The sequence below is a fragment of the Streptomyces sp. NPDC102259 genome, from assembly GCF_044766465.1.
In the GTDB taxonomy this organism is placed as follows: Bacteria; Actinomycetota; Actinomycetes; order Streptomycetales; family Streptomycetaceae; genus Streptomyces.
Genome location: NZ_JBIWMA010000018.1, coordinates 13,724 through 37,382 on the forward strand (window position 1 = coordinate 13,724; position 23,659 = coordinate 37,382).

The window sequence follows — 23,659 nt, forward strand, 5'->3', positions numbered from 1 at the left end:
TGATGGGTTTTTTTCTCCTGAGGATTTGAACTGATCACGGCGAGGTCACTAAGGTCAGGGCTCGCATCTCCAAACGGGTGATCACTCAAAAGAAGGAGCCCGTCTCCGTGGCGTCCCACCGTCGACCGAAGCAGCCGAGTCGCACTCGCGTGACCGTGCTGACCACCGCAGCCGCCGCTGCCGTCGTACTGAGCTCCCAGGCCGCCAACGCGGCGCCCGCCGAGAAGCTCACCAAGGACGAGGTCAAGACCAAGGTCGACAAGCTCTACGAAGAGGCGGAGCAGGCCACCGAGAAGTACAACGGGGCCCAGGAGAAGCAGGAGAAGCTCCAGAAGGAGATCTCCACCATCCAGGACAACGTGGCCCGGGGGCAGTCGGAGCTCAACGAGCTGCGCGACTCCATAGGTCTGGCGGCGGCCGCCCAGTACCGGACCGGGTCCATCGACTCCTCCCTGCAGCTGCTCCTCTCCTCGAACCCGGACGACTTCCTGGACAAGGCGTCCACCGCCGACCAGCTGAGCGCCCAGCAGGTCGAGGCGCTGAAGAAGATCCAGGAGAAGCAGCGCGAGCTCGCGCAGGAGCGCAGTGAGGCGTCCACCAAGCTCAAGGACCTCGCCTCCACCCGCACCGAACTGGGCAAGAAGAAGAAGGAAGTCCAGGGCAAGCTCGCCGAGGCGCGCAAGCTCCTCAACACGCTGACGGCCAAGGAGCAGGCGGCCCTCGCCGCCGCCGACGCCCGCGCCAGCCGTGACGCAGGCGACCGCGTGGACCTCGGCGACGCCCCGACCGGCTCCGGCCGTGCCATGGCCGCCTTCCAGGCCGCCCAGAGCCAGCTCGGCAAGCCCTACGTCTACGGTGCCACCGGCACCGCCTCGTACGACTGCTCGGGTCTGACCTCCTGGGCCTACGCCCAGGCCGGCGTCTCCATCCCGCGCACCTCGCAGGCCCAGGCCAACGCCGGTACGCGCATCTACTCCCAGAGCGACCTCAAGGTCGGCGACCTGGTCATCTTCTACGGCGACCAGCACCACGTCGGCCTCTACGCGGGCAACGGCCAGGTGCTGCACGCCCCGCGCTCCGGCACCGTCGTGCGCTACGAGTCGATCGGCAACATGCCGTTCCAGTTCGGCGTCCGGATCTGATCACACTCAAGATCGGGACACCACGCCGCCCGAACGGGCGAATTACGACGACGTGAAGTGACCCCACGCCCCGCCGGTGACCTGCGTCAGCGGCGGGGCGTCACTGTGTGTTGCCGCCGAGGTCTTTGGCCGACCCCCTGTCACGGGGCTACTGTCTGCCGCGTTTCCCTGTCCACCAGTGGAAGGAGCGCGGCTTCCCGTGGGGTCCCATCGCCGCCTTGCACAGTCCGGGTTCGACCGGGGCGCCGCCGGCGCCCTGAGCGTGCTGTCCGTAGCGGCCGCCGCACTCGGCGCCGTGTCCGCCGTACCGGCCACGGCCGCTCCGCACGACGACACCCGCGCCGAGGTGGACCGTCTCTACGAGGAGGCGGAGAAGGCCACCGAGGCCTACAACACGGCCGACGAGCGCGCCGACACCCTGCGGGGGCAGGTCGGCGTCGCCCAGGACCACATCGCCCGGCAGCAGGAGCGCATCAACGGACTGCGTGAGCAGCTCGGTTCGCTGGCCGGCGCCCAGTACCGCTCGGGCGGCCTCGACCCCTCGCTGGCGCTGCTGTTCTCCGACGACCCGGAGGACTACCTCGCCAAGGCGTCCGTCCTCGACCGGATCACCGCCCACCAGGCCGGCGAGCTGAGGGAGCTCCAGAGCGCCATGCGCGAACTCACCCAGGAGCGCGTCGAGGCGGCGGGCAAGCTCGCCGAGCTGGAGAAGAGCCGCAAGGCCGTGGTGCGGCACAAGCGGACCGTGGAGCAGAAGCTCGCCAAGGCGCGGCAGCTGCTCAACGCCCTGCCGTCCGCCGAGCGCGCCGCCTTCGACCGGGCCTCGCGTTCCGGCCGCGACGCCATGGCCGGCCTCTCCTCGGGCGCCGTGCCGTCCTCCGGCCGCGCGGGCGCCGCCGTGGCCGCCGTGCGCTCCGCGCTCGGCAAGCCGTACGTCTGGGGCGCCAACGGGCCCACCGGCTTCGACTGTTCGGGCCTCATGCAGTGGTCGTACGCGCAGGCCGGGATCTCGCTGCCGCGGACCTCTCAGGCCCAGGCGCACGCGGGCCGGCGGGTGCCGCTCTCCCAGGCCCAGCCCGGCGACATCGTCACCTACCGCTCCGACGCCAGCCATGTCGGCATGTACGTCGGCAACGGGCAGGTCGTCCACGCCCCCTATCCGGGCGCGCCGGTGCGCTACGACCCGGTCGGGATGATGCCGGTCTCCTCCGTCACCCGGCCTTGAGCGGAGCCCGCGCGGGGCCGCCGCCGTAGGATCGGGAGGATGGCTGGTCGAGGGAGGGCGCGCGGACCCGGGGTGCTGGGGCGTTGTCCGCTGCTCGTCGCACTGGTCTTCGCACTGCTCGGCTGTCTGGTCGGCTGCGGCGGACGGGCCGCGGCGGGCGACGCGACGGCCGATGTGCAACGGGTCCTGGACGGGCGGGCCGCCGCGGTCCTCGGCCACGACCCGGACGCCTACGCGGCCACCGGCGCCGCCACCGGGTACGCCGCGGTCCGGGCCGTTCCGCTGGCGGCCTGGTCCTACCGTGTGACGGCCCTTCACCGCAGCGGGGACACCGCCACCGCCGACGCCGAGCTGAGTTACCGCGTCGACGGCTACGACAAGGCCCCGGTGACCACGGACCGCGTCCTGCGTCTGACCCGTGACGGGGCCGGCCGGTGGTCGGTGATCTCCGACAAGCCCGCGACGAAGGCCGGCGAGCAACTGTGGGACCAGGGCACGGTGAGCGTCGTACGGGGCGGGCACAGTCTCGTGCTGGGGGTCGGGCAGTCCGACGCGCGGCTGCGGTCCTTCGCCGAGCTGGCGGACGACGCCGTCCCCGAGGTCTCGGCGGCCTGGGGCACCGACTGGGCGGGGCGCCTCGTCGTCCTCGTACCGAAATCGCTGGAGGGCATGGCGGGGCTGCTCGGCTCGCCCGCCTCCTCCTACCGGGGGATCGCCGCGGTCACCACGGGTGAGACGGGCGGCGGGGCCAGGACGCCCGCGGACCGGATCATCGTCAACCCGGACTCGTACGGCATGCTCGGCGGGATCGGCCGGCAGGTGGTCCTCACCCACGAGGCCACCCATGTCGCCACGCGCGCCCACACCAACGCGGCCACCCCGCTGTGGCTGTCCGAGGGGTACGCCGACTGGGTGGGCTACCGCGGCACGGGCCGCACCCCCGCCGAGGTCGCCCCGGAGCTCCAGCAGTCCGTCCGGGACGGCGCCGTCCCGGCGGCGCTGCCGGCCGACGCCGACTTCGGCTTCTCCGGCGACGCCGACCGGCTGGCCCAGGCGTACGAGGGCGGCTGGCTGGCCTGCCGGATGATCGCGGAGCAGTGGGACGAGGTGAAGCTGGACGCGTTCTACCGGGCGGTGGGGGAGCACGGGAAGCGGCCGGGCGCGGTGGAGGGCGCGCTGAAGAGCGTGCTGGGCGTCTCCCTCGCGGAGTTCACGGCGGACTGGCAGGGCTACCTGAAGGCTCAGCTCGCCTGAGTCGCCCGCTCGATCGCCTCGCGCAGCCAGGCCCGCTCCGTCTCTCGCCCGTCGCCCGGGCGACACGGAGCACGCCCCGCCGGAACAGGTCCTCGGTCTCCTCGGCCCGCACGGGCTCCCCCTCGGCGTGGAAGAAGCTCGTGGCGTGGGGCCGGTGCTGCGGCGGGTGGGGCCCGGTCGTCAGGGAGAGACCGCGGGCTCGCCGACGCGGGCGGCCTGACCGGCCGAGGGAGCGGGGGCGTCCCTCGGCACCGTCGAGCGCCACAGCCGGACGGCCGCGACGATCGCGGCGGCCACCAGCAGGCCGTTGCGCAGGAACAGGAGGGTGACGCCGAGCGGGCTGCTCGCGACGACGTCCGCGAAGTAGACGGGGAACTCCAGCACCGTCACGAAGGACGCGGCCAGGACCAGCACCGCGGGCAGGGCCATCCGGCCGGCGCGGAAGCACAGGCAGACCGCCGCGAGGCCGATCAGCCACACGAGGTACTGCGGGCTGATCACCCGGCTGGTGACGGTGAACAGCAGGACCGCCGTGAACGCCGCCTCCGCGAGCGTCTGCGGCGCGAAGCGGCGCGCCGTCAGCCGCCACAGCAGCAGCCAGCCGAAGGCGACCGCCGTCAGCCCCAGGGCGACGTCGCTCACCACGCCGACGTACGGGCCGAGGAACTCCAGCGAGCCGTAGTTGAGCATCACCCGGCCCTGCCAGCCGAACTGCCGGGCCACGTGCAGCGCCAGGGCGCCCAGTGACTCCACCTCGGTGCCCCGGTCGCGCTGGAAGGTCAGGAAGGCGAAGGCGCCGGGCATGGCCAGGGCGAACAGCGCCGCCAGGACGCCGACGGTCACCGCCGCCGCGCCCCAGGCCCGCCTGCGCACGGCGCCCGTCAGCAGCAGCACGGGCCACACCTTCAGCAGCACCGCGAGACCCGTCAGCGCGCCCATCACCCGGGGCCGTCGGACGCCGGCGACCAGCGCGGCGACCGCGACCGCCGTCACCATCACGTCGTAGCGGGAGTAGACGGTGGGACCGAGCAGCGGCACGCCCGCCACCCACAGCCAGGCGCCGCGCAGCGACCGGCCGGGGCGCAGTCCCGTGTTCAGCAGCAGCATGAGGACGGCCAGGTCGGCGAGGAAGGCCAGGACGAAGAAGGCCGACGCGTAGTCGAGGAAGGGCAGCAGACCGGGCGAGAGGATGGCCAGGGCGGCGGCGGGCGGGTACTGCCAGGTGACGTCGGCGGCCGGGAACGCGCCGGTGCGCAGCACCTCGTACCAGCCCTGGTAGGTGACGGAGATGTCGCTGGTGACGTCCGGGCCGGGGAAGAGGAACACCTTGAAGACGAAGAGCAGCAGTACGAGCCGGGTCACGCCCCAGGTCGTCAGCAGGCAGGTCAGGGGCCGTCCCGCGGCCGTCGTCTCCATGGCCCACATGTTCTCCCGCCGGGCTGTGAGGCGCGGTCGGACGCGGCTGTGAACGGCGTTTGGATAGGGTCGGCTGCGATGCACAAGACCCTCATCGTGACGAACGACTTCCCGCCCCGCCCGGGCGGCATCCAGGCGTTCCTGCACAACATGGCGCTCCGGCTCGACCCCGACCGACTCGTCGTCTACGCGTCCACCTGGAAGCGTTCCCACGAGGGCGTCGAGGCGACTGCGGCCTTCGACGCCGAGCAGCCCTTCACCGTCGTACGGGACTCCACGACGATGCTGCTGCCGACCCCCGGGGCGACCCGCCGGGCCGTCGGGCTGCTGCGGGAGCACGGGTGCACGTCGGTGTGGTTCGGGGCGGCCGCGCCGCTCGGACTGATGGCGCCGGCGCTGCGCAAGGCGGGCGCCGAGCGGCTGGTGGCCACCACCCACGGGCACGAGGCCGGGTGGGCGCAGCTGCCCGCCGCCCGGCAGCTCCTCGGCCGGATCGGCGAGAGCACGGACACGATCACCTACCTGGGCGAGTACACCCGCTCGCGGATCGCGACCGCGCTGAGCGCCGGGGCGGCCGGGCGGATGGTCCAGTTGCCGCCGGGCGTCGACGAGAAGACCTTCCACCCGGGATCGGGCGGCGAGGAGGTGCGGGCGAGGCTCGGACTGACCGACCGGCCGGTGGTGGTGTGCGTCTCGCGGCTCGTGCCGCGCAAGGGTCAGGACACGCTGATCCTCGCCATGCCGCGGATCCTGGCCGCCGAGCCGGAGGCGGTGCTGCTGATCGTCGGGGGCGGGCCGTACGAGAAGGACCTGCGCAGGCTCGCCCATGAGCGCGGGGTGGCGGACGCGGTGCGCTTCACCGGGGCGGTGCCCTGGTCGGAGCTGCCCGCCCACTACGGCGCGGGGGACGTCTTCGCGATGCCGTGCCGGACGCGGCGGGGCGGGCTCGACGTCGAGGGGCTCGGGATCGTCTATCTGGAGGCGTCGGCGACCGGGCTGCCCGTCGTCGCCGGGGACTCGGGCGGGGCGCCCGACGCGGTGCTCGACGGGGAGACGGGGTGGGTCGTGCCGGGCGGTTCCCCGGGCGACGCGGCCGAGCGCATCGTGGCCCTGCTCGGGGACGCGGAGCTGCGCCGCCGGATGGGGGAGCGCGGGCGCGGCTGGGTGGAGGAGAAGTGGCGGTGGGACCTGCTGGCGGAGAAGTTGAGGACGTTGCTCTAGAACTGGTGCGGCGTCAGCCGGCCGGAACGCCGATGGCGCGGGTCCTCGTGGAGGACACCGCGCCATGACGCTCCGTCAGGAGGTGCTGCACAGCTGCTGCTTCGGCCACTGCGGCTGCCGCGGCCGATACAGCCGTCACAGCCGTTACTTGGCGTAGATCGCCTCGATCTCGCTCGCGTAGTCCTTCGCCACGACGTTGCGCTTGAGCTTCAGCGACGGCGTGAGGTGGCCCGAGTCCTCCGTGAACTGGGCGGACAGAATGCGGAACTTCCGCACCGATTCCGCCTTCGAGACCGCGGCGTTGCCGTCGTCGATCGCCGACTGGACGGCGGCCTGAAGGTCGGCGTCCTCGCGCAGCGAGGCCGCGGTCGAGCCCGCCGGCTTGCCGTGGTCGGAAGCCCAACGGCCCAGGAACTCCTCGTCGATGGTGACCAGCGCGCCCACGAACGGCCGCCCGTCGCCCACCACCATGCACTCCGCGACCAGCGCGTGCGCCCGGATCCGGTCCTCGATCACGGCCGGGGCGACGTTCTTGCCGCCCGCGGTGACGATGATCTCCTTCTTGCGCCCGGTGATCCGGAGGTAGCCGTCCTCGTCGAGGGTGCCGATGTCACCGGTGTGGAACCAGCCGTCGGCCAGCGCCTCGGCGGTCGCGACCGGGTTGTTCCAGTACTCCTTGAACAGGTGCTCGCCGTGCAGCAGCACCTCCCCGTCGTCCGCGATCCGCACGACCGAGCCGGGCAGCGGCTGACCGACCGTGCCGATCTTCTGCCGGTCCCAGGGGTTGAAGGCGGTGGCGGCACAGGACTCCGTCAGGCCGTAGCCCTCCAGGACGGTGAAGCCGATGCCGCGGAAGAAGTGGCCGAGGCGCTCGCCCAGCGGGGCGCCGCCGGAGATCGCGTACTCGCCCTTGCCGCCGAGCACCGCGCGCAGCTTGCTGTAGACGAGCCGGTCGAAGACCTTGTGCTTGATCTTCAGCTTCAGCGGCGGGCCCGCCGGGAGCTCCAGCGCCTTGCTGTAGGCGATCGCGGTGTCGGCCGCCTTGTCGAAGATCGCGCCCTTGCCGTCCGCCTGCGCCTTGGCGCGCGCCGAGTTGTAGACCTTCTCGAAGACCCGCGGCACGCCCAGGATGAGCGTCGGCCGGAAGGCGGCCAGCTCGTCGGTGAGGTTCTTGATGTCCGGGACGGTGCCCAGCTTGATCGGCGCCATCATCGGGGCGATCTGCACCAGCCGGCCGAAGACGTGCGCGAGCGGGAGGAAGAGCAGCACGCTGCACTCGCCCGTGCGGAACAGCGGCCGCAGCCGCTCCACGACGTTCCCGCACTCGGCGAAGAAGCTGCGGTGGGTCAGCACGCAGCCCTTGGGCCGGCCGGTCGTACCGGACGTGTAGACGATGGTCGCCGGGTCGTCGGCCTTGGCCTGCGAGCTGCGCTCCTCGACGACCTCGTCGGAGACGTCCCTGCCGAGCCGTCCGAGCTCCTCGACACCCCCGGCCTCGATCTGCCAGACGTGCTTCAGCGCCGGCAGCGACTCGCGCACCGACTCCACGGCCGCCGTGTGGCCGTCCAGCTCGACGACGACGGCGGTCGCGCCCGAGTCGGAGAGGATCCACTGCACCTGCTCGGGGGAGCTGGTCTCGTACACCGGCACGGTGACCGCGCCCGCGCACCAGATCGCGAAGTCGAGCAGCGTCCACTCGTAGCGGGTGCGCGACATCAGGCCGACCCGGTCGCCGGGCTGGACGCCGGAGGCGATGAGGCCCTTGGCGGCGGCGTGCACCTCGGTCAGGAAGGCCGTGGCCGTCACGTCCTGCCAGACGCCGCCCACCTTGCGCGCGATGACGGCGACGTCGGGATGCTGCGCGGCGTTTCTGCGGACGATGTCGGTCAGGTTTCCGTCCGCAGGGACCTCGTACAAAGCCGGAAGGCTGAACTCGCGCAAGACTGCTGCTCCTCATAGGGCGCCGGCGCCACGACGTTGTGTGCTGCGACGATGCGGTCCAAGGCTCGGGATGGTGCTCGGGACCTCGGTGGATCTCGATGGTTGAAATCCTGAGCACGACTGGACTGCCCGGACGTTACCCGTCGGTATGGCGTCTTCGACAGGGGGGTCCGGGGAGATGTTCGCTGCGTCACACAGATTGGTGTTTCCCGGCCGACAGTAGTCCACCGCTTTACTGACTTGCCAGTAACCGGTATCCCGGTCGCCACTGTTCACGTATGCCGCACACGCCTACCCTTGATCGCCATGGCATCCACACCGCCCGGAAACCGCCGGACACGCATCCACGTGGTCAGCGACGTGCACGGCAACGCGCGCGACCTGGCCCGGGCCGGAGAGGGCGCGGACGCACTGATCTGTCTGGGCGACCTGGTCCTGTTCCTGGACTACGCCGACCACTCCCGCGGGATCTTCCCCGACCTCTTCGGGGTGGAGAACGCCGACCGCATCGTCGAACTGCGCACCGCCCGCCGCTTCGAGGAGGCCCGGGAGCTCGGCGCCCGCCTGTGGGGCGGCATCGGCGGCGACCGGGCCGCGCTGATCGAGCAGGCGGTCCGCAAGCAGTACGCCGAGCTGTTCCCGGCGTTCCCGAATCCGACGTACGCCACCTACGGCAACGTCGACATGCCGAGGCTGTGGCCCGAGTTCGCCGGGCCCGGCACGACCGTCCTGGACGGGGAGCGGGTGGAGATCGGCGGCCGGGTCTTCGGCTTCGTGGGCGGCGGCCTGAAGACCCCCATGCGCACCCCGTACGAGATCAGCGACGAGGAGTACGCGGCGAAGATCGAGGCCGTCGGCGAGGTGGACGTGCTGTGCACCCACATCCCGCCGGAGGTGCCGGAACTCGTCTACGACACCGTGGCCCGCCGTTTCGAGCGGGGCAGCCGGGCGCTGCTGGACGCCATCCGCCGCACCCGGCCCCGCTACGCGCTCTTCGGGCACGTCCACCAGCCGCTCGCCCGCCGGATGCGGGTCGACGCGACCGAGTGCGTGAACGTGGGGCACTTCGCGGGAAGCGGGAAGCCGTGGGCGCTGGAGTGGTGACCGCGTGGTGACCCGACGCCGTCCGGGCCGCGTCCGGACTCCGGGTGAAGGCGGCAGGTCGGGCGCGGGGTAGCCTTCACGCTGCACACACGTGCGCGGCGGCTGGCGCACGGTGTCCTCTTCTCTACCTTTACCGGCCCGCATCTGGAGGAGCCACGGCGATGGCGGAACACACCAGCTCGAGCATCACGATCGAGGCGGCACCGGACGAGGTCATGGCGGTGATCGCCGACTTCGCCCGCTACCCGGACTGGACCGGAGAGGTGAAGCAGGCGGAGGTCCTCGGGACGGACGGACAGGGCCGGGCCCAGCAGGTCCGCCTGGTCATGGACGCCGGCGCCATCAAGGACGACCAGGTCCTCGCCTACACCTGGACCGGCGAGCACGAGGTGTCCTGGACGCTGGTCAAGTCCCAGATGCTGCGCCAGCTCGACGGCTCCTACCTCCTCAAGGCGGCCGGCGCGGGCGCGACCGAGGTCACCTACCAGCTGACCGTGGACGTCAAGATCCCCATGCTGGGCATGATCAAGCGCAAGGCCGAGAAGGTCATCATCGACCGCGCGCTGGCCGGACTGAAGAAGCGCGTGGAGTCGGGAGAGGCCGGCATCGAGGCGCCGGAGAAGTAGGGCCGGCCACGGGACCCGGGAGTCGGCGGGTCCGGGGGCGGGGTGAGGAGGTCGGGGGGTTGCTCCGACCTCCGTTACGGTTCACCCTCATGCGTACCATCCTGATCACCGGCCCTGGCGGCAGCGGACGCACCACCGTGGCGGCCGCCACCGCGCAGCGCGCGGCAGCGGAAGGCACCCGCACCCTCGTCCTCAGCGCCGACCGCACCGACACCCTCGGCGCGACGCTCGGAGTGCGGACCGGTGCGAGCCCCGTCCCGGTCGCCCCGCGCCTCACCGCCTGGCGTCCCGACGCCACCGCGGGCTTCCGGGACGACCTCGCCGGTTTCCAGGACCGCGCCTCCACCGTCCTCGACCTGCTCGGCGCCTCCCGGCTCGACCCGGAGGAGGTCACCCCCCTCCCCGGCGCCGAGGAGCTGACCCTGCTGCGCGCGCTGCGGGACGCCGCCCTCGCCGACGGCGGTGAGCTGCACGAACTCCTCGTCGTCGACCTGCCGCCCGTCCCGCAGGCCCTCGCCCTGCTGGCCCTCCCGGAGGGGCTGCGCCGCTACCTGCGCCGTCTGCTCCCGCCGGAACGGCAGGCGGCCCGCGCCCTGCGTCCCATGCTCGGCCGGCTCGCCGGGGTGCCGATGCCCGCCGAGTGGCTGTACGAGACGACCGCCCGCTGGGACATGGAGCTGGCCGCCGTCGAGGCCGTCCTCGCCGACCCCGGCACCGCCGTACGCCTGGTCGCCGAGCCGGGACCGGCCGGCGCCGACGCCGTCCGCGACGCCCGCCTCGGCCTCGCCCTGCGCGCCCTGCCCGTCGAGTCGCTCGTCGCCAACCGCGTCCTGCCGGAGGCGGCCGGTGACGAGGGCCTGCTCGGCCGGCTCGTCACCCAGCAGCGCAAGGCCCTGGGGGAGTGGGGCGAGGCGGCCCGTCCCGTCGCCCACCTCGGCCACGACCCCCGCGGCGCCGACGACCTCGCCGCGCTCGCCGTGCCCGCCGTCAACCCGGCGACCTCCCCGGTCGAGTGGCCCGTGGCCGACCGGCTCGCGCAGGACGGCGTGCTCGTCTGGCACCTTCCGCTGCCCGGCGCCATACGCGACGAGCTCGACCTCGTCCGGCGCGGCGACGAACTGGTCGTCACCGCCGGGCCGTTCCGTCGTATCGTCGCGCTGCCCTCCGTGCTGCGCCGCTGCACCGTCGACGGCGCCGCGCTGCGCGACGGCGAGCTGTGTGTGCGGTTCGCGCCGGATCTCGGGCTCTGGCCGCGCACCCACTGAACGACGTTCCGCCGTTCGGGTAACGTCGTAGGGACGAAGCCGTCATCAGGCGTCGTCGACCAGGAGTCATCAGGAGTCCGTCATGAGCGAAGAGCGCCCCACGCCCGACGCCGCCGGGGAGCCCGCCGGGGCAGCAGGCTTCGACGAGCAGCCCCGCGCGACCGACGCCGACGCCTGGGCCACCGCCGCCGCCGAGGACCTGGCGGCGGAGAAGGCCCGCCGCCGGGCCCAGGACGACCGTCCGCCGGGCTCGGCCGCCGAGGAACTGCGCAAGCTCGTCGACGCCGTCGGGGACAAGCTGTCCTCGCTCCAGTCCCCGCTGCTCGGGGCGGTCGCCGGACCCGCCGCCCAGCAGGTGGTCCGCCAGGTCGTCCAGCAGGCCAAGGCCGCCGTCGAACCCGTCATCGAGCGCAACCCGGACGTCTTCGACCACCTCGCGGCCGCCGGCACCGAACTCCTCGCCGCGTACCGCTCCGCCGTCCAGACCCAGGAACAACGCTGGACGACCGGAGCGAACGACCCCGGGAACACCCCGCGCGACCCGGGCCGCGACGGCGACGACACCGGTCCCGGCCAGCGCATCGACTTGGACTGAAGCCCTCCGGGGGCAGGGCCTCGGGTACGGTTGGCCGTAGCGGGGCTCGACCGAAACTGAGGGATTCATGGGACTCACCATCGGCGTCGACATCGGCGGCACGAAGATCGCGGCCGGCGTGGTCGACGAGGAAGGCAACATCCTCTCGACCCACAAGGTGCCGACCCCGGGCACGCCCGAGGGCATCGTGGACGCCATCGCCTCCGCCGTGGAGGGCGCACGTGCCGGGCACGACATCGTCGGTGTGGGCATCGGCGCCGCCGGCTACGTCAACCGCCAGCGCTCGACGGTCTACTTCGCGCCCAACATCGACTGGCGCCAGGAGCCGCTCAAGGACGAGGTAGAGGCCCGCGTGGGTCTCCCCGTCGTGGTGGAGAACGACGCCAACGCCGCGGCGTGGGGCGAGTACAAGTTCGGCGCGGGCAAGGGCCACCGCAACGTCATCTGCATCACCCTCGGCACCGGCCTCGGCGGCGGCATCATCATCGGCAACAAGCTGCGCCGCGGCCACTTCGGCGTCGCCGCCGAGTTCGGCCACATCCGCATGGTGCCGGACGGCCTGCTGTGCGGCTGCGGCTCGCAGGGCTGCTGGGAGCAGTACGCCTCCGGCCGCGCTCTCGTGCGCTACGCCAAGCAGCGCGCCAACGCGACCCCCGAGAACGCCGAGATCCTGTTGTCGCTGGGCGACGGCAACCCCGACGGCATCGAGGGCAAGCACATCTCCATGGCCGCCCGCCAGGGCGACCCGGTCGCGGTCGACTCCTACCGTGAGCTCGCCCGCTGGGCCGGCGCCGGCCTCGCCGACCTGGCATCGCTGTTCGACCCGTCCGCGTTCATCGTCGGCGGCGGTCTCTCGGACGAGGGCGAGCTGGTCCTCGACCCGATCCGGAAGTCCTACAAGCGCTGGCTGGTCGGCGGCAACTGGCGCCCGGTGGCCGATGTCATCGCGGCCCGGCTGGGCAACAAGGCGGGCCTGGTGGGGGCGGCGGACCTGGCGAGAGAACCCGACCCGATCATGTAGTCGCACCACGCGCAGGGCGTCGACACGGCGTCAACACGGGGGCCGCTCGCGGCCCCCGTTCGCTTTTTGGGACGTAGGGGACGGAGCGGCGTATCTTGATCGCTATGCCGACGACCTCGCCGCTACCCAACTCCCGCACCGAGCCCGACGGTTCGGCCGTCATCCGGGTCCTCAGCTACAACATCCGCTCCCTGCGGGACGACACCGAGGCCCTGGCCCGGGTCATCACGGCCTGCGCCCCCGACCTGACCCTCGTCCAGGAGGCTCCCCGCTTCTTCCGCTGGCGCAAGAAGCTCGCCCGCCTCGCGGCCGCCTCCGGCCAGGTGATCCTCACCGGCGGCGGCACGGCGGCCGGTCCGGCCCTCCTGTGCTCGCTGCGGGCGACCGTCGAGCGCACCGAGGACGTCCTGCTGCCGCTCACCCCCGGCGAGCACCGCCGGGGATTCGCCACCGCGGTGGTCCGCTTCGGGGGCGCCCGGCTCGGCGTGGCCGGCTGTCATCTCGGCCTGACGGCGGCCGAACGCCACGAGCAGGCGGGCCTGCTGCTCGACCGCCTCGCCGGGATGGGGGTGGAGCACGCGGTCGCGGGCGGAGACATCAACGAGAGCCCCGGCGGCCGTACGTTCGACCGCCTGGCCACCGCTCTCCAGGACTGCCGCACCGCCGCCCCCTGGGGCGCCGAGGACACCTTCCCGTCCACCGGGCCGAACCGTCGCATCGACGGGATCTTCGTGACGAAGGGCGTGGAGGTGCTGGGCTGCGGGGTGCCGATCGGGCTTCCCGGAGTCACCGGGAGCGACTTGAGGGCGGCCACGGACCACCTTCCGGTCCTCGCCGCCCTCAGGATCCCCGCGGACAGGCCCTAGACGACCGCTCCCCGCCCGGGATCCCCGTCCTCCTCGTCGTCCGTGCGCATCCGCATCACCAGGGTGGCGAAGCCGCCGAGGAAACCGCCGATGCCGACGGTCGACAGCCACCACGTCATCTCCCAGCCCAGCAGCACCGCGAGCAGGAGCAGCAGCGGCCCGCCGATCACCCCGAGCCAGGCGAACTTGGCCGTGGTGTCGGCGGCGGGCAGCGGCGGCGGCTCCGGCGGGACGAAGTGACCCTCGTCGTCCCCGTCGAAGTCCTCCTCCGCCGGCTCGGGCGCCTTGTAGTCACGCGGGCCGACGCCGGGCGCGAAGGCGATCGAGCTGCCCAGCGGCTTGGCCGGTTCCTTCTCCTCGCCGGGTTCCTCGCCGGGCTCCTCGGCGGCGTCCTTCGCGGGTTCCCTGCCGGATTCCGCCTTGGCCGCCTCGTCGTTCGTCCGGACCTCGAGCAGCGCCAGGTCCTCGACCGACTTGAACGGCTTGGCGCCCGGCGGGTCCGCCGGCTCCTCGCCGTATCCCGCGACGATCGCCGCCCACGCGGCGGCCTCGTCGAAGGGCACGCTCTGCTCCTCCGGCGCGCGGCCCTCCCGGCCCTCCGGGCCGTCCCGTTCGTCCCGGTTCTCCCGGTCCTCACGGTCGGAGTCGTGCTCAGCCACCTACGGCCGTCCCTTCCTTGCCGACACTGGGCGCGATCCGGGCGATGAACGCGTAGCTCTCCTCGAAGATCCGGTCCGCATCGTGGTCCAACGTTGCCACGTGGTAGCTCTGTTCCAGCAGGATCTCGGTCACGTCCGTCGACGACACCCGGCCGAGGACCCGGGCCGAGTCGGCGGCCGGCACGACATGGTCCTGGGCGCTGTGCAGCAGCATCAGCGGCTGCGTGACCTGCGGCAGTTCGCCGTCGACCATGCGCAGGAAGGTGCGCAGGGAGTGCGCCGAGTGCAGCGGCACCCGGTCGTACCCGCTCTCCAGCACACCCTCCTTCGCGATGTCGCTGGTGATCCCCTTCGTCGTCCTGACGAGATGGCGGGCCACCGGAAGGGCGTACGCGGACAGGCCGTGCACCCGGTTCGCCGGGTTGACGACGATGACGCCGTCCACCCCTTGCCCGTGCTTCGCGGCGAGCCGCAGGGCCAGCGCGCCGCCCATGGACAGACCGGCCACGAACACCCGGGAACAGCGGTCGCGCAGGGCGCGCAGCTCGCGGTCCACCTCCGCGTACCAGTCCGGCCAGCCGGTCAGCGCCATGTCCTCCCAGCGCGTGCCGTGTCCGGGCAGCAGCGGCAGCGAGACGGTCAGGCCCTGCCCGGCCAGGTACCGGGCCCAGGGGCGCAGCGACTGCGGGGAACCGGTGAAGCCGTGACAGAGGAGCACCCCGACCTCTCCGCCCTCATGGCGGTACGGCTCGGCTCCAGGAAGGACCGGCACCATCGGTCTCCTGTCTTCGTCTGTTCTTCATGGGAGGGACGTCTGCTTCACCGTACGCGACCGCACTGACACCGACCAGGGTCGTCGGAGCCTTTGCGGCCACTCCGGGTTAAGGTCTGTGCGACACAAACAGGAGGCACTCGCTTGTTGTACGGCGCGATGAAGGTCGCTATCGGGGGACCGCTGAAGGTCACCTTCAGGCCCTGGGTGGAAGGCCTCGAGAACATTCCCGCCGAGGGCCCCGCGATCCTGGCGAGCAACCACCTGTCCTTCTCGGACTCGTTCTTCCTGCCCGCGGTCCTCGACCGCAAGGTGACCTTCATCGCGAAGGCGGAGTACTTCACCACGCCCGGTGTGAAGGGCCGGCTGACGGCGGCCTTCTTCAAGGGCGTCGGCCAGCTCCCGGTGGACCGCTCCGGCGGTCGCGGGGCCGGCGAGGCGGCGATCCGGAGCGGCATAGAGGTGCTCGAGCGGGGCGAGCTGTTCGGCATCTACCCCGAGGGCACGCGGTCGCCGGACGGCCGGCTCTACCGCGGCAAGCCGGGCGGCCTCGCGCGGGTGGCGCTCGCCACCGGCGCGCCCGTGATCCCGGTCGCGATGATCGACACCGAGAAGATCCAGCCGCCCGGGAAGGTGCTGCCGAAGGTCATGCGGCCCGGCATCCGCATCGGCAAGCCGCTGGAGTTCGCCCGGTACCAGGGCATGGACCACGACCGTTTCGTGCTGCGCGCACTGACCGACGAGGTCATGTACGAGATCATGAAGCTCTCCGGCCAGGAGTACGTCGACATCTACGCCACCGCTGCCAAGCGGCAGATCACGGAGGCGGCGAAGGCCGAGAAGGAAGCGGAGAAGGCCGCGAAGGCGGCGCTCGCGCAGGCCGAGAGGGACCAGGCGAAGAAGGACAAAGAGCAGTAGGTCGGTGGGCGGCAGTCAGTAGTCGGGGCCCGGGGGCGGGGGACGGATGGCCAGGCGCGAGAGAGTCATGAGGATGTCGGTCGAGCTGCCGCTGTGGCGTGCGCTCGCCGGGTACCGGGTGCTCACCATGCTGTATGCGGTGGGTTTCTTCGCCACCGCCTACGACGGGTTCGCCCGGCCCTGGGTGGCCGTCGGCTACTACTGCGTCCTGTTCGTCTGGACCGTGGCCACCCTGCCCAAGGTCGCGAGCGCGGCGAGCTGCACCAAGCGCTTCCTCGCCGCCGACCTCACCATCGCGCTGACCGGCATCCTGCTCACGACGGTGGCCGACGCCCCTGAGCGCATCCAGTCGGGCGGCCCGACGCTGCCGTCGATATGGACCGCCGGCTCCGTCCTGGCGTTCGCCATCAAGGGCGGCTGGCGCTGGGCGGCGTTCGCGTCCACGGCGGTCGCGGTCGCCAACCTGGTCGAGCGCGGCACCCCGGCCCGCGACACCATCCACAACGTGATCCTCGTCTGGGTCGCCTCCATCGCCATCGGCTACGTCGTCGAGGTGGCCCGCGCCTCCGAGCGCACCCTCGCCCGCGCGCTGGAGATCGAGGCCACGACCCGGGAGCGGGAGCGGCTCGCCCGGGACATCCACGACGGGGTGCTCCAGGTGCTGGCCATGGTGCAGCGGCGCGGCGCGGTCCTCGGCGGTGAGGCGGCCGAACTGGGTCGGATGGCCGGCGAGCAGGAGGTCGCCCTGCGCACCCTGGTCGCCGGCGGTCTCGTGCCCGTCTCGCGGGTGTCGCAGGACGCGGCCGAGGGCGCCGTCGTGCGGGCGGTGGAGGAGCCGGCGGAGCAGACCGGGCCGGTCGACCTGCGCTCGCTGCTCGCTCCTTTCGCCGCCGCCCGCGTCAATCTCGCCGAGCCGGGCGCTCCGGTGCTGCTGCCCGCGCCCGCCGCGAAGGAGCTGGCCGCGGCGGTCGGGGCGGCCCTGGACAACGTCCGCAGACACGCAGGGGAGGACGCCCGGGCCTGGATCCTGGTGGAGGACGAGCCCGACGAGGTGATCATCACCGTGCGGGACGACGGGCCCGGCATCCCCGAGGGGCGGCTCGCGCAGGCCGAGGGCGAGGGGCGGCTCGGGGTCGCCCAGTCGATCCGGGGCCGGCTGCGCGATCTCGGCGGCAGCGCCGAGCTGATCTCCACGCCGGGGCAGGGCACGGAGGTCGAACTGACGGTGCCGAAGGAGAAGAAGGACAAGAACGTGCGACGGGGGAAGGCGGGACAGCGATGAACAGGGCGCAGGATCCGATCAGGGTCATGGTGGTCGACGACCACCCCATGTGGCGCGACGCCGTCGCCCGGGACCTCGCCGAGGCCGGCCTCGACGTGGTCGCCACCGCGGGCGACGGCGAGCAGGCCGTGCGCCGGGCCAAGGCCACCACGCCCGATGTGCTGGTGCTGGACCTGAACCTGCCGGCCAAGCCCGGCGTCCAGGTCTGCAAGGAGGTCGTCGCCGCGAACCCGGCCCTGCGGGTCCTGGTGCTGTCGGCGAGCGGTGAGCACGCCGACGTGCTGGAGGCGGTGAAGTCCGGCGCGACCGGCTACCTGCTGAAGTCGGCGTCCACGGAGGAGCTGCTGGACGCGGTGCGCCGCACGGCCGTCGGCGACCCGGTGTTCACCCCGGGCCTGGCCGGACTGGTCCTCGGCGAGTACCGCCGGCTGGCCTCCGACCCCGGCCCCGCCTCCGGCGGCGGCGACGAACCCCACGCGCCCCGGCTGACCGACCGGGAGACCGAGGTGCTGCGGCTGGTCGCCAAGGGTCTGAGCTACAAGCAGATCGCCGAACGCCTCGTCATCTCCCACCGCACGGTCCAGAACCATGTCCAGAACACCCTCGGCAAGCTCCAGCTCCACAATCGGGTGGAGCTGGTCCGGTACGCGATAGAGCGCGGCCTCGACGACGAGTGACGACGGCCGCTGACGGCGGCGGCCAATACCCCGGCGATTCACCGGAATTGAACCTGCCGAGGCATATCTGTGTGACCTGGATCACCATTACCGTGACCTTCGTCGGACCAACCGCGGCGAAGGGACACTTCCATGCGCGTCGGAGTACTGACCGGAGGCGGGGACTGCCCGGGCCTCAACGCCGTCATCAGGGCGGTCGTCCGCAAGGGCGTCCAGGAGTACGGCCATGAATTCGTCGGGTTCCGCGACGGCTGGCGGGGCCCCCTGGAGGGAAGGTCGATCCGCCTCGACATCCGCGCGGTGCGCGGCATCCTGCCCCGCGGCGGCACGATCCTCGGCTCCTCGCGGACCAACCCCCTCAAGGAGGAGGACGGCATCCGCCGCATCAAGGACACCCTCGCCCGGCAGGGGGTCGGAGCCCTCATCGCCATCGGCGGCGAGGACACCCTCGGGGTCGCCGCCCGCCTCTTCGACGAGTACCAGGTGCCCTGCGTCGGCGTCCCCAAGACGATAGACAACGACCTGTCCGCCACCGACTACACCTTCGGCTTCGACACCGCCGTGGGCATCGCCACCGAGGCCATCGACCGGCTGCACACCACCGCCGAGTCTCATATGCGCGTCCTCGTCGTCGAGGTGATGGGCCGTCACGCCGGCTGGATCGCCCTGCACTCGGGCCTGGCCGGCGGCGCCAACGTCATCCTCATCCCCGAGCAGCGCTTCGACATCGAGCAGGTCTGCGCCTGGGTGACCTCCCGCTTCCGGTCGTCGTACGCCCCGATCGTGGTCGTCGCCGAGGGCGCGATGCCCAGGGACGGTGACGTGGTGCTGAAGGACGGGTCGCTGGACTCCTTCGGACACGTCCGGCTGTCCGGCGTCGGCGAGTGGCTCGCCAAGGAGATCGAACGGCGGACGGGCAAGGAGGCCCGTACGACGGTCCTCGGCCACGTCCAGCGCGGCGGCACGCCGAGCGCCTTCGACCGCTGGCTCGCCACCCGCTTCGGCCTGCACGCCATCGACGCCGTCCACGAGGGCGACTTCGGCAAGATGGTCGCCCTGCGCGGCACGGACATCGTCCGCGTACCGATCGCCGAGGCCACCGCGAGACTGAAGACGGTGGACCCGAAGCTGTACACGGAGGTCGGCGTGTTCTTCGGCTGACGGACCGCTAACGGGCCGGCCGCGGCTCGGCGCACACCCGGGCCATCAACTCCCGCACCACGGACGCCCCGTTCAGCGTCAGCACCGACTCCGGATGGAACTGGACCCCGGCGACCGCGTTGATGGGGGCGCCCTCGGCGCGCCGCGGCCCGCGCAGCGCGTGCACCTCGCCGTTCGCGGCCCGGCTCACCTCCACGCCGTGCGCGGCCAGCTCCCGCAGCGCCGCGTCGTCGCACAGCGCCACGAAGCTGTTGTAGAACCCGACGGTCTCCGCCCGCCCGAACAGGTCCACGGTCGTCTGCGCCCCCTGGTACGGCACCTCCTTCCGTACGATGTCCAGCCCCAGCTCCGCCGCGATCAGCTCGTGCCCGAGGCAGACCCCGAGGACACCGTGCCGGTGCTCCCGGATCACCCGCGCCGTCAGCTTCCGCAGCAACAGCATCTTCGGGTCGGTCAGGTCGGACGGGTCGCCGGGGCCGGGGCCCAGCACGATGGGCCCCTCGTGCGCGAGCACCGACTCCGTCAACCCGGTTTCGTCGTAGCGCCGGACGCTCACCTCGAGACCGCTCGACCGCAGCACATGGGCGAGCATCGCGGTGAAGGTGTCCTCGCCGTCCACGACGAGCGCGTGCCCGGTCAGTTCCTCCGTCCGCTCCTGCATCCGCAGCCAGAACGGCGCGAGCGAGGCCCGCCGTCCGTCCAGCGCCGCCCGCACCCGGGGGTCGTCGGCCAGCCGGGGCCGCGCGCCGTTCGTCCCCGGCCTGCCCGGCCGGACGCCGAGCGCGGCCAGGACGCCCGCCGCCTTCGCGTGCGTCTCCGCGACCTCGGCCGCCGGATCCGACCCGCGGACGAGTGTGGCGCCCACCGGCACCCGCAGCCGCCCGGCCGCGTCGATGTCGGCGGTGCGGATGAGGATGGGGGAGTCGAGGGTCTGCGCCCCGCCCGTGTCCCGGCCCAGCAGCGCCAGCGCGCCGGCGTAGTAACCCCGCCCGCCGACCTCGTGCCGCTCGATGACCCGGCAGGCGTTCTGTACGGGCGAGCCGGTGACGGTCGCCGCGAACATGGTCTCCTTCAGCACCTGCCGCACATCCAGCGAGGACCTGCCGCGCAGCTCGTACTCCGTGTGCGCGAGATGCGCCATCTCCTTCAGCCGGGGTCCGATCACCACCCCGCCCATGTCACCGACCGTGCACATCATCTTGAGCTCCTCGTCGACGACCATCGACAGCTCCTCGATCTCCTTGCCGTCGGCGAGGAAGTCCAGCAGCCGCTCGGGCGTCGGAACCTGCGCGGGATACCGGTACGTCCCGCTGATCGGGTTCATCACGACCGTGCCGCCGGACATCCGCACATGCACCTCGGGGCTGGCCCCCACCAGCGTCCGGTCCCCGGTGTGCACGACGAACGTCCAGTAGGCGCCCCGCTCGCCCTCCAGGAGCCGCCGGAAGAGGGCCAGCGCGTCGGCCCGGCCGAACCCCGGGATCCGCCCCTGGTACGTCCGCCGGATGACGAAGTTGGCGCCCTCGCCCCGGCCGATCTCGTCCCGCAGCACCCGTCCGACGATCTCCGCGTACTCCTCGTCGGCCACGTCGAAGCCACCGTCCTCGACGCGCACCTCCCGGGCCGGCAGTTGGTCGAGGGCGTCCGCCAGGGGCAGGACGTGACGCTCCTCGGGAACCAGCACCGCCAGCGGGGTGCCGTCGTCGCGGACGTCGAAGCCGCGCTCGCGGATCTGCCGGAAGGGGACGAGCGCCAGGCCCTCCTCGGGCAGGTCGGCGAGCCGGTCGTACGTGCCGACCGGGCCGAGCAGCACCTCCACCGTGTCCGCGTCATGGCCGGGGGTGCGGCGGCGGAGCAGGGCGAACGGGCGGTCGTCGTGGAGCAGCCGTGCCAGGTCCATGGGGGTTCCTTTTCCGTCGATCTCGATCGATGTCGTTATCGGTATCGGTGAGGAACGGCCCCGGACACGCCGAAGGCCGCCCTCGGGCGGCCTTCGCGAAGTCTTGCGTACGCGCAGTTCAGTGGGCCGCCGGATGAGCGGTCCACCACCAGTTCTGGGTCGAAAGCGCGAACATGTGACGCACCCTACCCGACGCGCACCTGAGCGGGAGGGCGTCTCACCTGTCGAGCCGGGCGAAAACGACTCGACACGACCCCGTAATGTTGAGGGCGTGACCGTGAACGCTAAGACCAGCGCCAGCGCTGGCAACACCTGGCGAGACCTGCCCGCGGCGCAGCAGCCCGAGTACCCCGACACCGAGGCTCTGCGCGCAGTGATCGCGGACCTCGAGTCGTATCCACCGCTCGTCTTCGCGGGCGAGTGCGACCAGCTGCGCGCCCGGATGGCGGCCGTCGCCAAGGGAGAGGCGTTCCTTCTCCAGGGCGGCGACTGCGCCGAGGCGTTCGACGGGGTGTCCGCCGATCAGATCCGCAACAAGCTCAAGACGCTGCTCCAGATGGGCGCCGTGCTGACGTACGCGGCCTCGGTGCCGGTCGTCAAGGTCGGCCGGATCGCCGGCCAGTACTCCAAGCCGCGCTCCAAGGGCACGGAGACCCGCGACGGCGTGACCCTGCCGACGTACCGGGGCGACTCGGTCAACGGCTTCGACTTCGACGAGGCGTCCCGTATCCCGGACCCCGAGCGGCTGAAGCGGATGTACAACGCGTCCGCCTCCACGCTCAACCTGGTGCGTGCCTTCACCACCGGCGGCTACGCCGACCTGCGCCAGGTGCACGCCTGGAACCAGGACTTCGTGAGGCAGTCCCCGTCCGGTCAGCGTTACGAGCAGCTCGCCCGTGAGATCGACCAGGCACTGAACTTCATGCACGCCTGCGGGGCCGACCCGGAGGAGTTCAAGACGGTCGAGTTCTTCTCCTCGCACGAGGCGCTGCTGCTCGACTACGAGTCCGCTTTGACCAGGGTCGACTCCCGCACCGGGCGGCTGTACGACGTCTCGGCGCACATGGTGTGGATCGGTGAGCGCACCCGGCAGCTGGACCACGCGCACATCGAGTTCGCCTCGAAGATCCGCAACCCGATCGGCATCAAGCTCGGCCCGACGACCACGGCCGAGGAGGCGCTGCAGTACATCGAGCGCCTCGACCCCGACCGCGAGCCGGGCCGGCTGACCTTCATCGTCCGCATGGGCGCCGACAAGGTCCGCGACAAGCTGCCCGAGCTGGTCGAGAAGGTCAGCGCCTCGGGCGCGACCGTGGCCTGGATCACCGACCCGATGCACGGCAACACCTACGAAGCGGCCTCCGGTCACAAGACCCGCCGGTTCGACGACGTGCTCGACGAGGTCAAGGGCTTCTTCGAGGTCCACAAGGGCCTCGGCACCCACCCGGGCGGCATCCATGTGGAGCTGACCGGTGACGACGTCACCGAGTGCGTGGGCGGCGGCGACGAGATCTTCGTCGACGACCTGCACCAGCGCTACGAGACGGCCTGTGACCCCCGCCTGAACCGCAGCCAGTCCCTGGACCTGGCGTTCCTCGTGGCGGAGATGTACCGGGACCAGTGACCCCTCGGTCATGGCAGTGGGGCGCGGATCACATACGATCCGCGCCCCACTGCACTTTTGTGTCCGCCGACCGCCGGGTAAGGTTAGGTTAGCCTTATTGATCTCGGCGGGAGGTGAATCCGCGTGTTCGTATGCAGCTGCTTCGGCGTGACCGAGGCGCAGGTCCAGCAGCACGCGGACAACGGAGCCGGCACACCCCGCCAGATCGCCTCCGCCTGCAAGGCGGGCACGGACTGCGGGTCGTGCGTCCGTCGCATCCAGGCGATCCTCGGCCGCGGCGCCTGTCCGCGCCGGGACCTGGCGGACCAGGGCAGGCCGGTCCTCGCCGAACTCGAGAAGTCCGAGGAGTTCGAGGAGTTCGAAGACCTCGACGAAGCCGCCTAGGCGGGGCCTCAGCTCTCCGGCTGCTCGATCAGCTGCGCGAGGTACAGCGCCTCGCCGAGCTTCTCCACCAGCTCGAGCTGCGTGTCGAGGTAGTCGATGTGGTGCTCCTCGTCCTCGAGGATCGACTCGAAGATGTTCGCGGACGTGATGTCACCCTTTTCGCGCATCACCTTGATCCCGCGCTTCAGCCGGTCGATCGCCTCGACCTCGACCTGACGGTCGGCCTCGAACATCTCCCTGACCGTCTGGCCGACCCGCACATGGAAGAGCCGCTGGTAGTTCGGCAGGCCGTCCAGGAACAGGATCCGGTCGGTGAGCACCTCGGCGTGCTTCATCTCGTCGAACGACTCGTGCCGGGTGTACTTGGCGAGCTTCGTCCAGCCGAAGTTCTCCTGCATCTTGGCGTGGAGGAAGTACTGGTTGATCGCGGTGAGCTCGCCGGTGAGCTGCTCGTTGAGGAACTCGATGACCTCGGGGTCGCCCTGCATCGCAGAGGCTCCTTCCGCATGGGGAATCGGGGAGGGGAATCGGGGAGGCTGCCGCCGAATGATTGCACCGGTGTCGAAGATCGTCCAGTAAGTGCGTACTTAGTAAGTTAGTGCATGC

General features: G+C 71.8%; 23 protein-coding genes. 16 read left to right on the forward strand and 7 right to left on the reverse strand.

Annotated elements, in window-relative coordinates; all coding sequences use genetic code 11:
* Positions 1-107: 107 nt before the first annotated feature.
* The 3 genes from ACIRPU_RS32120 (at position 108) to ACIRPU_RS32130 (ending at position 3,621) form a co-directional block, all read left to right on the forward strand.
* Positions 108-1,142 (forward strand): NlpC/P60 family protein, encoded by a 1,035-nt coding sequence (locus ACIRPU_RS32120; RefSeq protein WP_403873591.1) that lies wholly within the window; start codon positions 108-110, stop codon positions 1,140-1,142.
* Between the two features lie 199 nt (positions 1,143-1,341).
* On the forward strand, positions 1,342-2,367 hold the full coding sequence (locus tag ACIRPU_RS32125) for an NlpC/P60 family protein (protein ID WP_403873594.1): 1,026 nt from the start codon (positions 1,342-1,344) through the stop codon (positions 2,365-2,367).
* A gap of 39 nt (positions 2,368-2,406) precedes the next feature.
* The gene (locus ACIRPU_RS32130) at positions 2,407-3,621 is read left to right on the forward strand and encodes a hypothetical protein (protein WP_403873597.1); all 1,215 of its coding nucleotides are present in this window, start codon (positions 2,407-2,409) and stop codon (positions 3,619-3,621) included.
* 180 nt (positions 3,622-3,801) lie between these two features.
* Here ACIRPU_RS32130 and ACIRPU_RS32135 read toward each other — a convergent pair whose 3' ends face one another.
* Complete coding sequence (locus tag ACIRPU_RS32135; protein ID WP_403873600.1) at positions 3,802-5,037, reverse strand: glycosyltransferase 87 family protein; 1,236 nt, start codon at positions 5,035-5,037, stop codon at positions 3,802-3,804.
* Between the two features lie 78 nt (positions 5,038-5,115).
* Here ACIRPU_RS32135 and ACIRPU_RS32140 point away from each other — a divergent pair, with 78 nt between their 5' ends.
* On the forward strand, positions 5,116-6,258 hold the full coding sequence (locus ACIRPU_RS32140; RefSeq protein WP_355703247.1) for a glycosyltransferase family 4 protein: 1,143 nt from the start codon (positions 5,116-5,118) through the stop codon (positions 6,256-6,258).
* Between the two features lie 144 nt (positions 6,259-6,402).
* On the opposite strand, the gene ACIRPU_RS32145 is transcribed toward ACIRPU_RS32140, so the two are convergent.
* Positions 6,403-8,199: an AMP-dependent synthetase/ligase gene (locus tag ACIRPU_RS32145; RefSeq protein WP_355703248.1), complete on the reverse strand. Its 1,797-nt coding sequence runs from the start codon at positions 8,197-8,199 to the stop codon at positions 6,403-6,405.
* A gap of 348 nt (positions 8,200-8,547) precedes the next feature.
* On the opposite strand from ACIRPU_RS32145, the gene ACIRPU_RS32150 reads away from it, so the two are divergent.
* The 6 genes from ACIRPU_RS32150 (at position 8,548) to ACIRPU_RS32175 (ending at position 13,676) form a co-directional block, all read left to right on the forward strand.
* Complete coding sequence (locus tag ACIRPU_RS32150) at positions 8,548-9,303, forward strand: metallophosphoesterase (RefSeq protein WP_403873902.1); 756 nt, start codon at positions 8,548-8,550, stop codon at positions 9,301-9,303.
* Between the two features lie 161 nt (positions 9,304-9,464).
* The gene (locus ACIRPU_RS32155; protein ID WP_403873605.1) at positions 9,465-9,929 is read left to right on the forward strand and encodes an SRPBCC family protein; all 465 of its coding nucleotides are present in this window, start codon (positions 9,465-9,467) and stop codon (positions 9,927-9,929) included.
* Positions 9,930-10,018: 89 nt separating this feature from the next.
* Complete coding sequence (locus ACIRPU_RS32160) at positions 10,019-11,194, forward strand: ArsA family ATPase (RefSeq protein ID WP_403873608.1); 1,176 nt, start codon at positions 10,019-10,021, stop codon at positions 11,192-11,194.
* Positions 11,195-11,276: 82 nt separating this feature from the next.
* A complete protein-coding gene (locus ACIRPU_RS32165) occupies positions 11,277-11,789 on the forward strand; it encodes a DUF5304 domain-containing protein (RefSeq protein WP_403873611.1) in 513 nt (170 codons plus the stop codon).
* A gap of 67 nt (positions 11,790-11,856) precedes the next feature.
* Positions 11,857-12,810, forward strand: coding sequence for an ROK family glucokinase (locus tag ACIRPU_RS32170; RefSeq protein ID WP_403873614.1), 954 nt, complete (start codon positions 11,857-11,859; stop codon positions 12,808-12,810).
* Between the two features lie 104 nt (positions 12,811-12,914).
* Positions 12,915-13,676 (forward strand): endonuclease/exonuclease/phosphatase family protein, encoded by a 762-nt coding sequence (locus ACIRPU_RS32175; RefSeq protein ID WP_403873617.1) that lies wholly within the window; start codon positions 12,915-12,917, stop codon positions 13,674-13,676.
* Here ACIRPU_RS32175 and ACIRPU_RS32180 read toward each other — a convergent pair.
* Positions 13,673-14,335, reverse strand: a complete 663-nt coding sequence (locus tag ACIRPU_RS32180; protein ID WP_403873620.1) for a hypothetical protein — start codon at positions 14,333-14,335, stop codon at positions 13,673-13,675. The genes ACIRPU_RS32175 and ACIRPU_RS32180 overlap by 4 nt on opposite strands.
* On the reverse strand, positions 14,328-15,107 hold the full coding sequence (locus ACIRPU_RS32185) for an alpha/beta hydrolase (RefSeq protein ID WP_403873904.1): 780 nt from the start codon (positions 15,105-15,107) through the stop codon (positions 14,328-14,330). Before ACIRPU_RS32185 ends, ACIRPU_RS32180 begins: the two co-directional genes overlap by 8 nt.
* Before the next feature lie 159 nt (positions 15,108-15,266).
* Between ACIRPU_RS32185 and ACIRPU_RS32190 the strand changes: the two genes are divergently transcribed.
* The 4 genes from ACIRPU_RS32190 (at position 15,267) to ACIRPU_RS32205 (ending at position 19,145) form a co-directional block, all read left to right on the forward strand.
* Complete coding sequence (locus ACIRPU_RS32190) at positions 15,267-16,025, forward strand: lysophospholipid acyltransferase family protein (protein ID WP_403873623.1); 759 nt, start codon at positions 15,267-15,269, stop codon at positions 16,023-16,025.
* 46 nt (positions 16,026-16,071) lie between these two features.
* A complete protein-coding gene (gene macS / locus ACIRPU_RS32195) occupies positions 16,072-17,307 on the forward strand; it encodes a MacS family sensor histidine kinase (RefSeq protein ID WP_403873626.1) in 1,236 nt (411 codons plus the stop codon).
* Positions 17,304-17,984 carry a response regulator gene (locus tag ACIRPU_RS32200; protein WP_403873629.1) on the forward strand — a complete coding sequence of 227 codons (681 nt, stop codon included), beginning with the start codon at positions 17,304-17,306 and terminating at the stop codon, positions 17,982-17,984. Before macS ends, ACIRPU_RS32200 begins: the two co-directional genes overlap by 4 nt.
* A 132-nt stretch (positions 17,985-18,116) precedes the next feature.
* Positions 18,117-19,145 carry a 6-phosphofructokinase gene (locus tag ACIRPU_RS32205; protein ID WP_403873632.1) on the forward strand — a complete coding sequence of 343 codons (1,029 nt, stop codon included), beginning with the start codon at positions 18,117-18,119 and terminating at the stop codon, positions 19,143-19,145.
* A gap of 7 nt (positions 19,146-19,152) precedes the next feature.
* Here ACIRPU_RS32205 and ACIRPU_RS32210 read toward each other — a convergent pair whose 3' ends face one another.
* Together ACIRPU_RS32210 and ACIRPU_RS32215 are read right to left on the reverse strand one after the other, a co-directional pair.
* Positions 19,153-21,045 (reverse strand): anthranilate synthase family protein, encoded by a 1,893-nt coding sequence (locus ACIRPU_RS32210; protein WP_403873636.1) that lies wholly within the window; start codon positions 21,043-21,045, stop codon positions 19,153-19,155.
* A gap of 118 nt (positions 21,046-21,163) precedes the next feature.
* Positions 21,164-21,220, reverse strand: coding sequence for a trp operon leader peptide (locus tag ACIRPU_RS32215; RefSeq protein ID WP_078912442.1), 57 nt, complete (start codon positions 21,218-21,220; stop codon positions 21,164-21,166).
* Between the two features lie 96 nt (positions 21,221-21,316).
* Here ACIRPU_RS32215 and ACIRPU_RS32220 point away from each other — a divergent pair, with 96 nt between their 5' ends.
* Both ACIRPU_RS32220 and ACIRPU_RS32225 read left to right on the forward strand, forming a co-directional pair.
* Positions 21,317-22,669, forward strand: coding sequence for a class II 3-deoxy-7-phosphoheptulonate synthase (locus tag ACIRPU_RS32220; RefSeq protein ID WP_403873639.1), 1,353 nt, complete (start codon positions 21,317-21,319; stop codon positions 22,667-22,669).
* Positions 22,670-22,792: 123 nt separating this feature from the next.
* On the forward strand, positions 22,793-23,053 hold the full coding sequence (locus ACIRPU_RS32225; protein WP_403873642.1) for a bacterioferritin-associated ferredoxin: 261 nt from the start codon (positions 22,793-22,795) through the stop codon (positions 23,051-23,053).
* Positions 23,054-23,061: 8 nt separating this feature from the next.
* Here ACIRPU_RS32225 and bfr read toward each other — a convergent pair whose 3' ends face one another.
* On the reverse strand, positions 23,062-23,541 hold the full coding sequence (bfr, locus tag ACIRPU_RS32230) for a bacterioferritin (RefSeq protein WP_355703262.1): 480 nt from the start codon (positions 23,539-23,541) through the stop codon (positions 23,062-23,064).
* Positions 23,542-23,659 lie beyond the last annotated feature (118 nt).

Bases quoted from the DNA above. Each gene is read 5' to 3' on its own strand.
- macS (WP_403873626.1), top strand. From the start codon at position 16,072: ATGGCCAGGCGCGAGAGAGTCATGAGGATGTCGGTCGAGCTGCCGCTG.
- ACIRPU_RS32155 (WP_403873605.1), top strand. From the start codon at position 9,465: ATGGCGGAACACACCAGCTCGAGCATCACGATCGAGGCGGCACCGGAC.
- ACIRPU_RS32160 (WP_403873608.1), top strand. From the start codon at position 10,019: ATGCGTACCATCCTGATCACCGGCCCTGGCGGCAGCGGACGCACCACC.
- ACIRPU_RS32210 (WP_403873636.1), bottom strand. From the start codon at position 21,045: ATGGACCTGGCACGGCTGCTCCACGACGACCGCCCGTTCGCCCTGCTC.
- ACIRPU_RS32165 (WP_403873611.1), top strand. From the start codon at position 11,277: ATGAGCGAAGAGCGCCCCACGCCCGACGCCGCCGGGGAGCCCGCCGGG.
- ACIRPU_RS32205 (WP_403873632.1), top strand. From the start codon at position 18,117: ATGCGCGTCGGAGTACTGACCGGAGGCGGGGACTGCCCGGGCCTCAAC.
- ACIRPU_RS32130 (WP_403873597.1), top strand. From the start codon at position 2,407: ATGGCTGGTCGAGGGAGGGCGCGCGGACCCGGGGTGCTGGGGCGTTGT.
- ACIRPU_RS32135 (WP_403873600.1), bottom strand. From the start codon at position 5,037: ATGGAGACGACGGCCGCGGGACGGCCCCTGACCTGCCTGCTGACGACC.
- ACIRPU_RS32200 (WP_403873629.1), top strand. From the start codon at position 17,304: ATGAACAGGGCGCAGGATCCGATCAGGGTCATGGTGGTCGACGACCAC.
- ACIRPU_RS32170 (WP_403873614.1), top strand. From the start codon at position 11,857: ATGGGACTCACCATCGGCGTCGACATCGGCGGCACGAAGATCGCGGCC.
- ACIRPU_RS32140 (WP_355703247.1), top strand. From the start codon at position 5,116: ATGCACAAGACCCTCATCGTGACGAACGACTTCCCGCCCCGCCCGGGC.
- ACIRPU_RS32190 (WP_403873623.1), top strand. From the start codon at position 15,267: ATGAAGGTCGCTATCGGGGGACCGCTGAAGGTCACCTTCAGGCCCTGG.
- bfr (WP_355703262.1), bottom strand. From the start codon at position 23,541: ATGCAGGGCGACCCCGAGGTCATCGAGTTCCTCAACGAGCAGCTCACC.
- ACIRPU_RS32175 (WP_403873617.1), top strand. From the start codon at position 12,915: ATGCCGACGACCTCGCCGCTACCCAACTCCCGCACCGAGCCCGACGGT.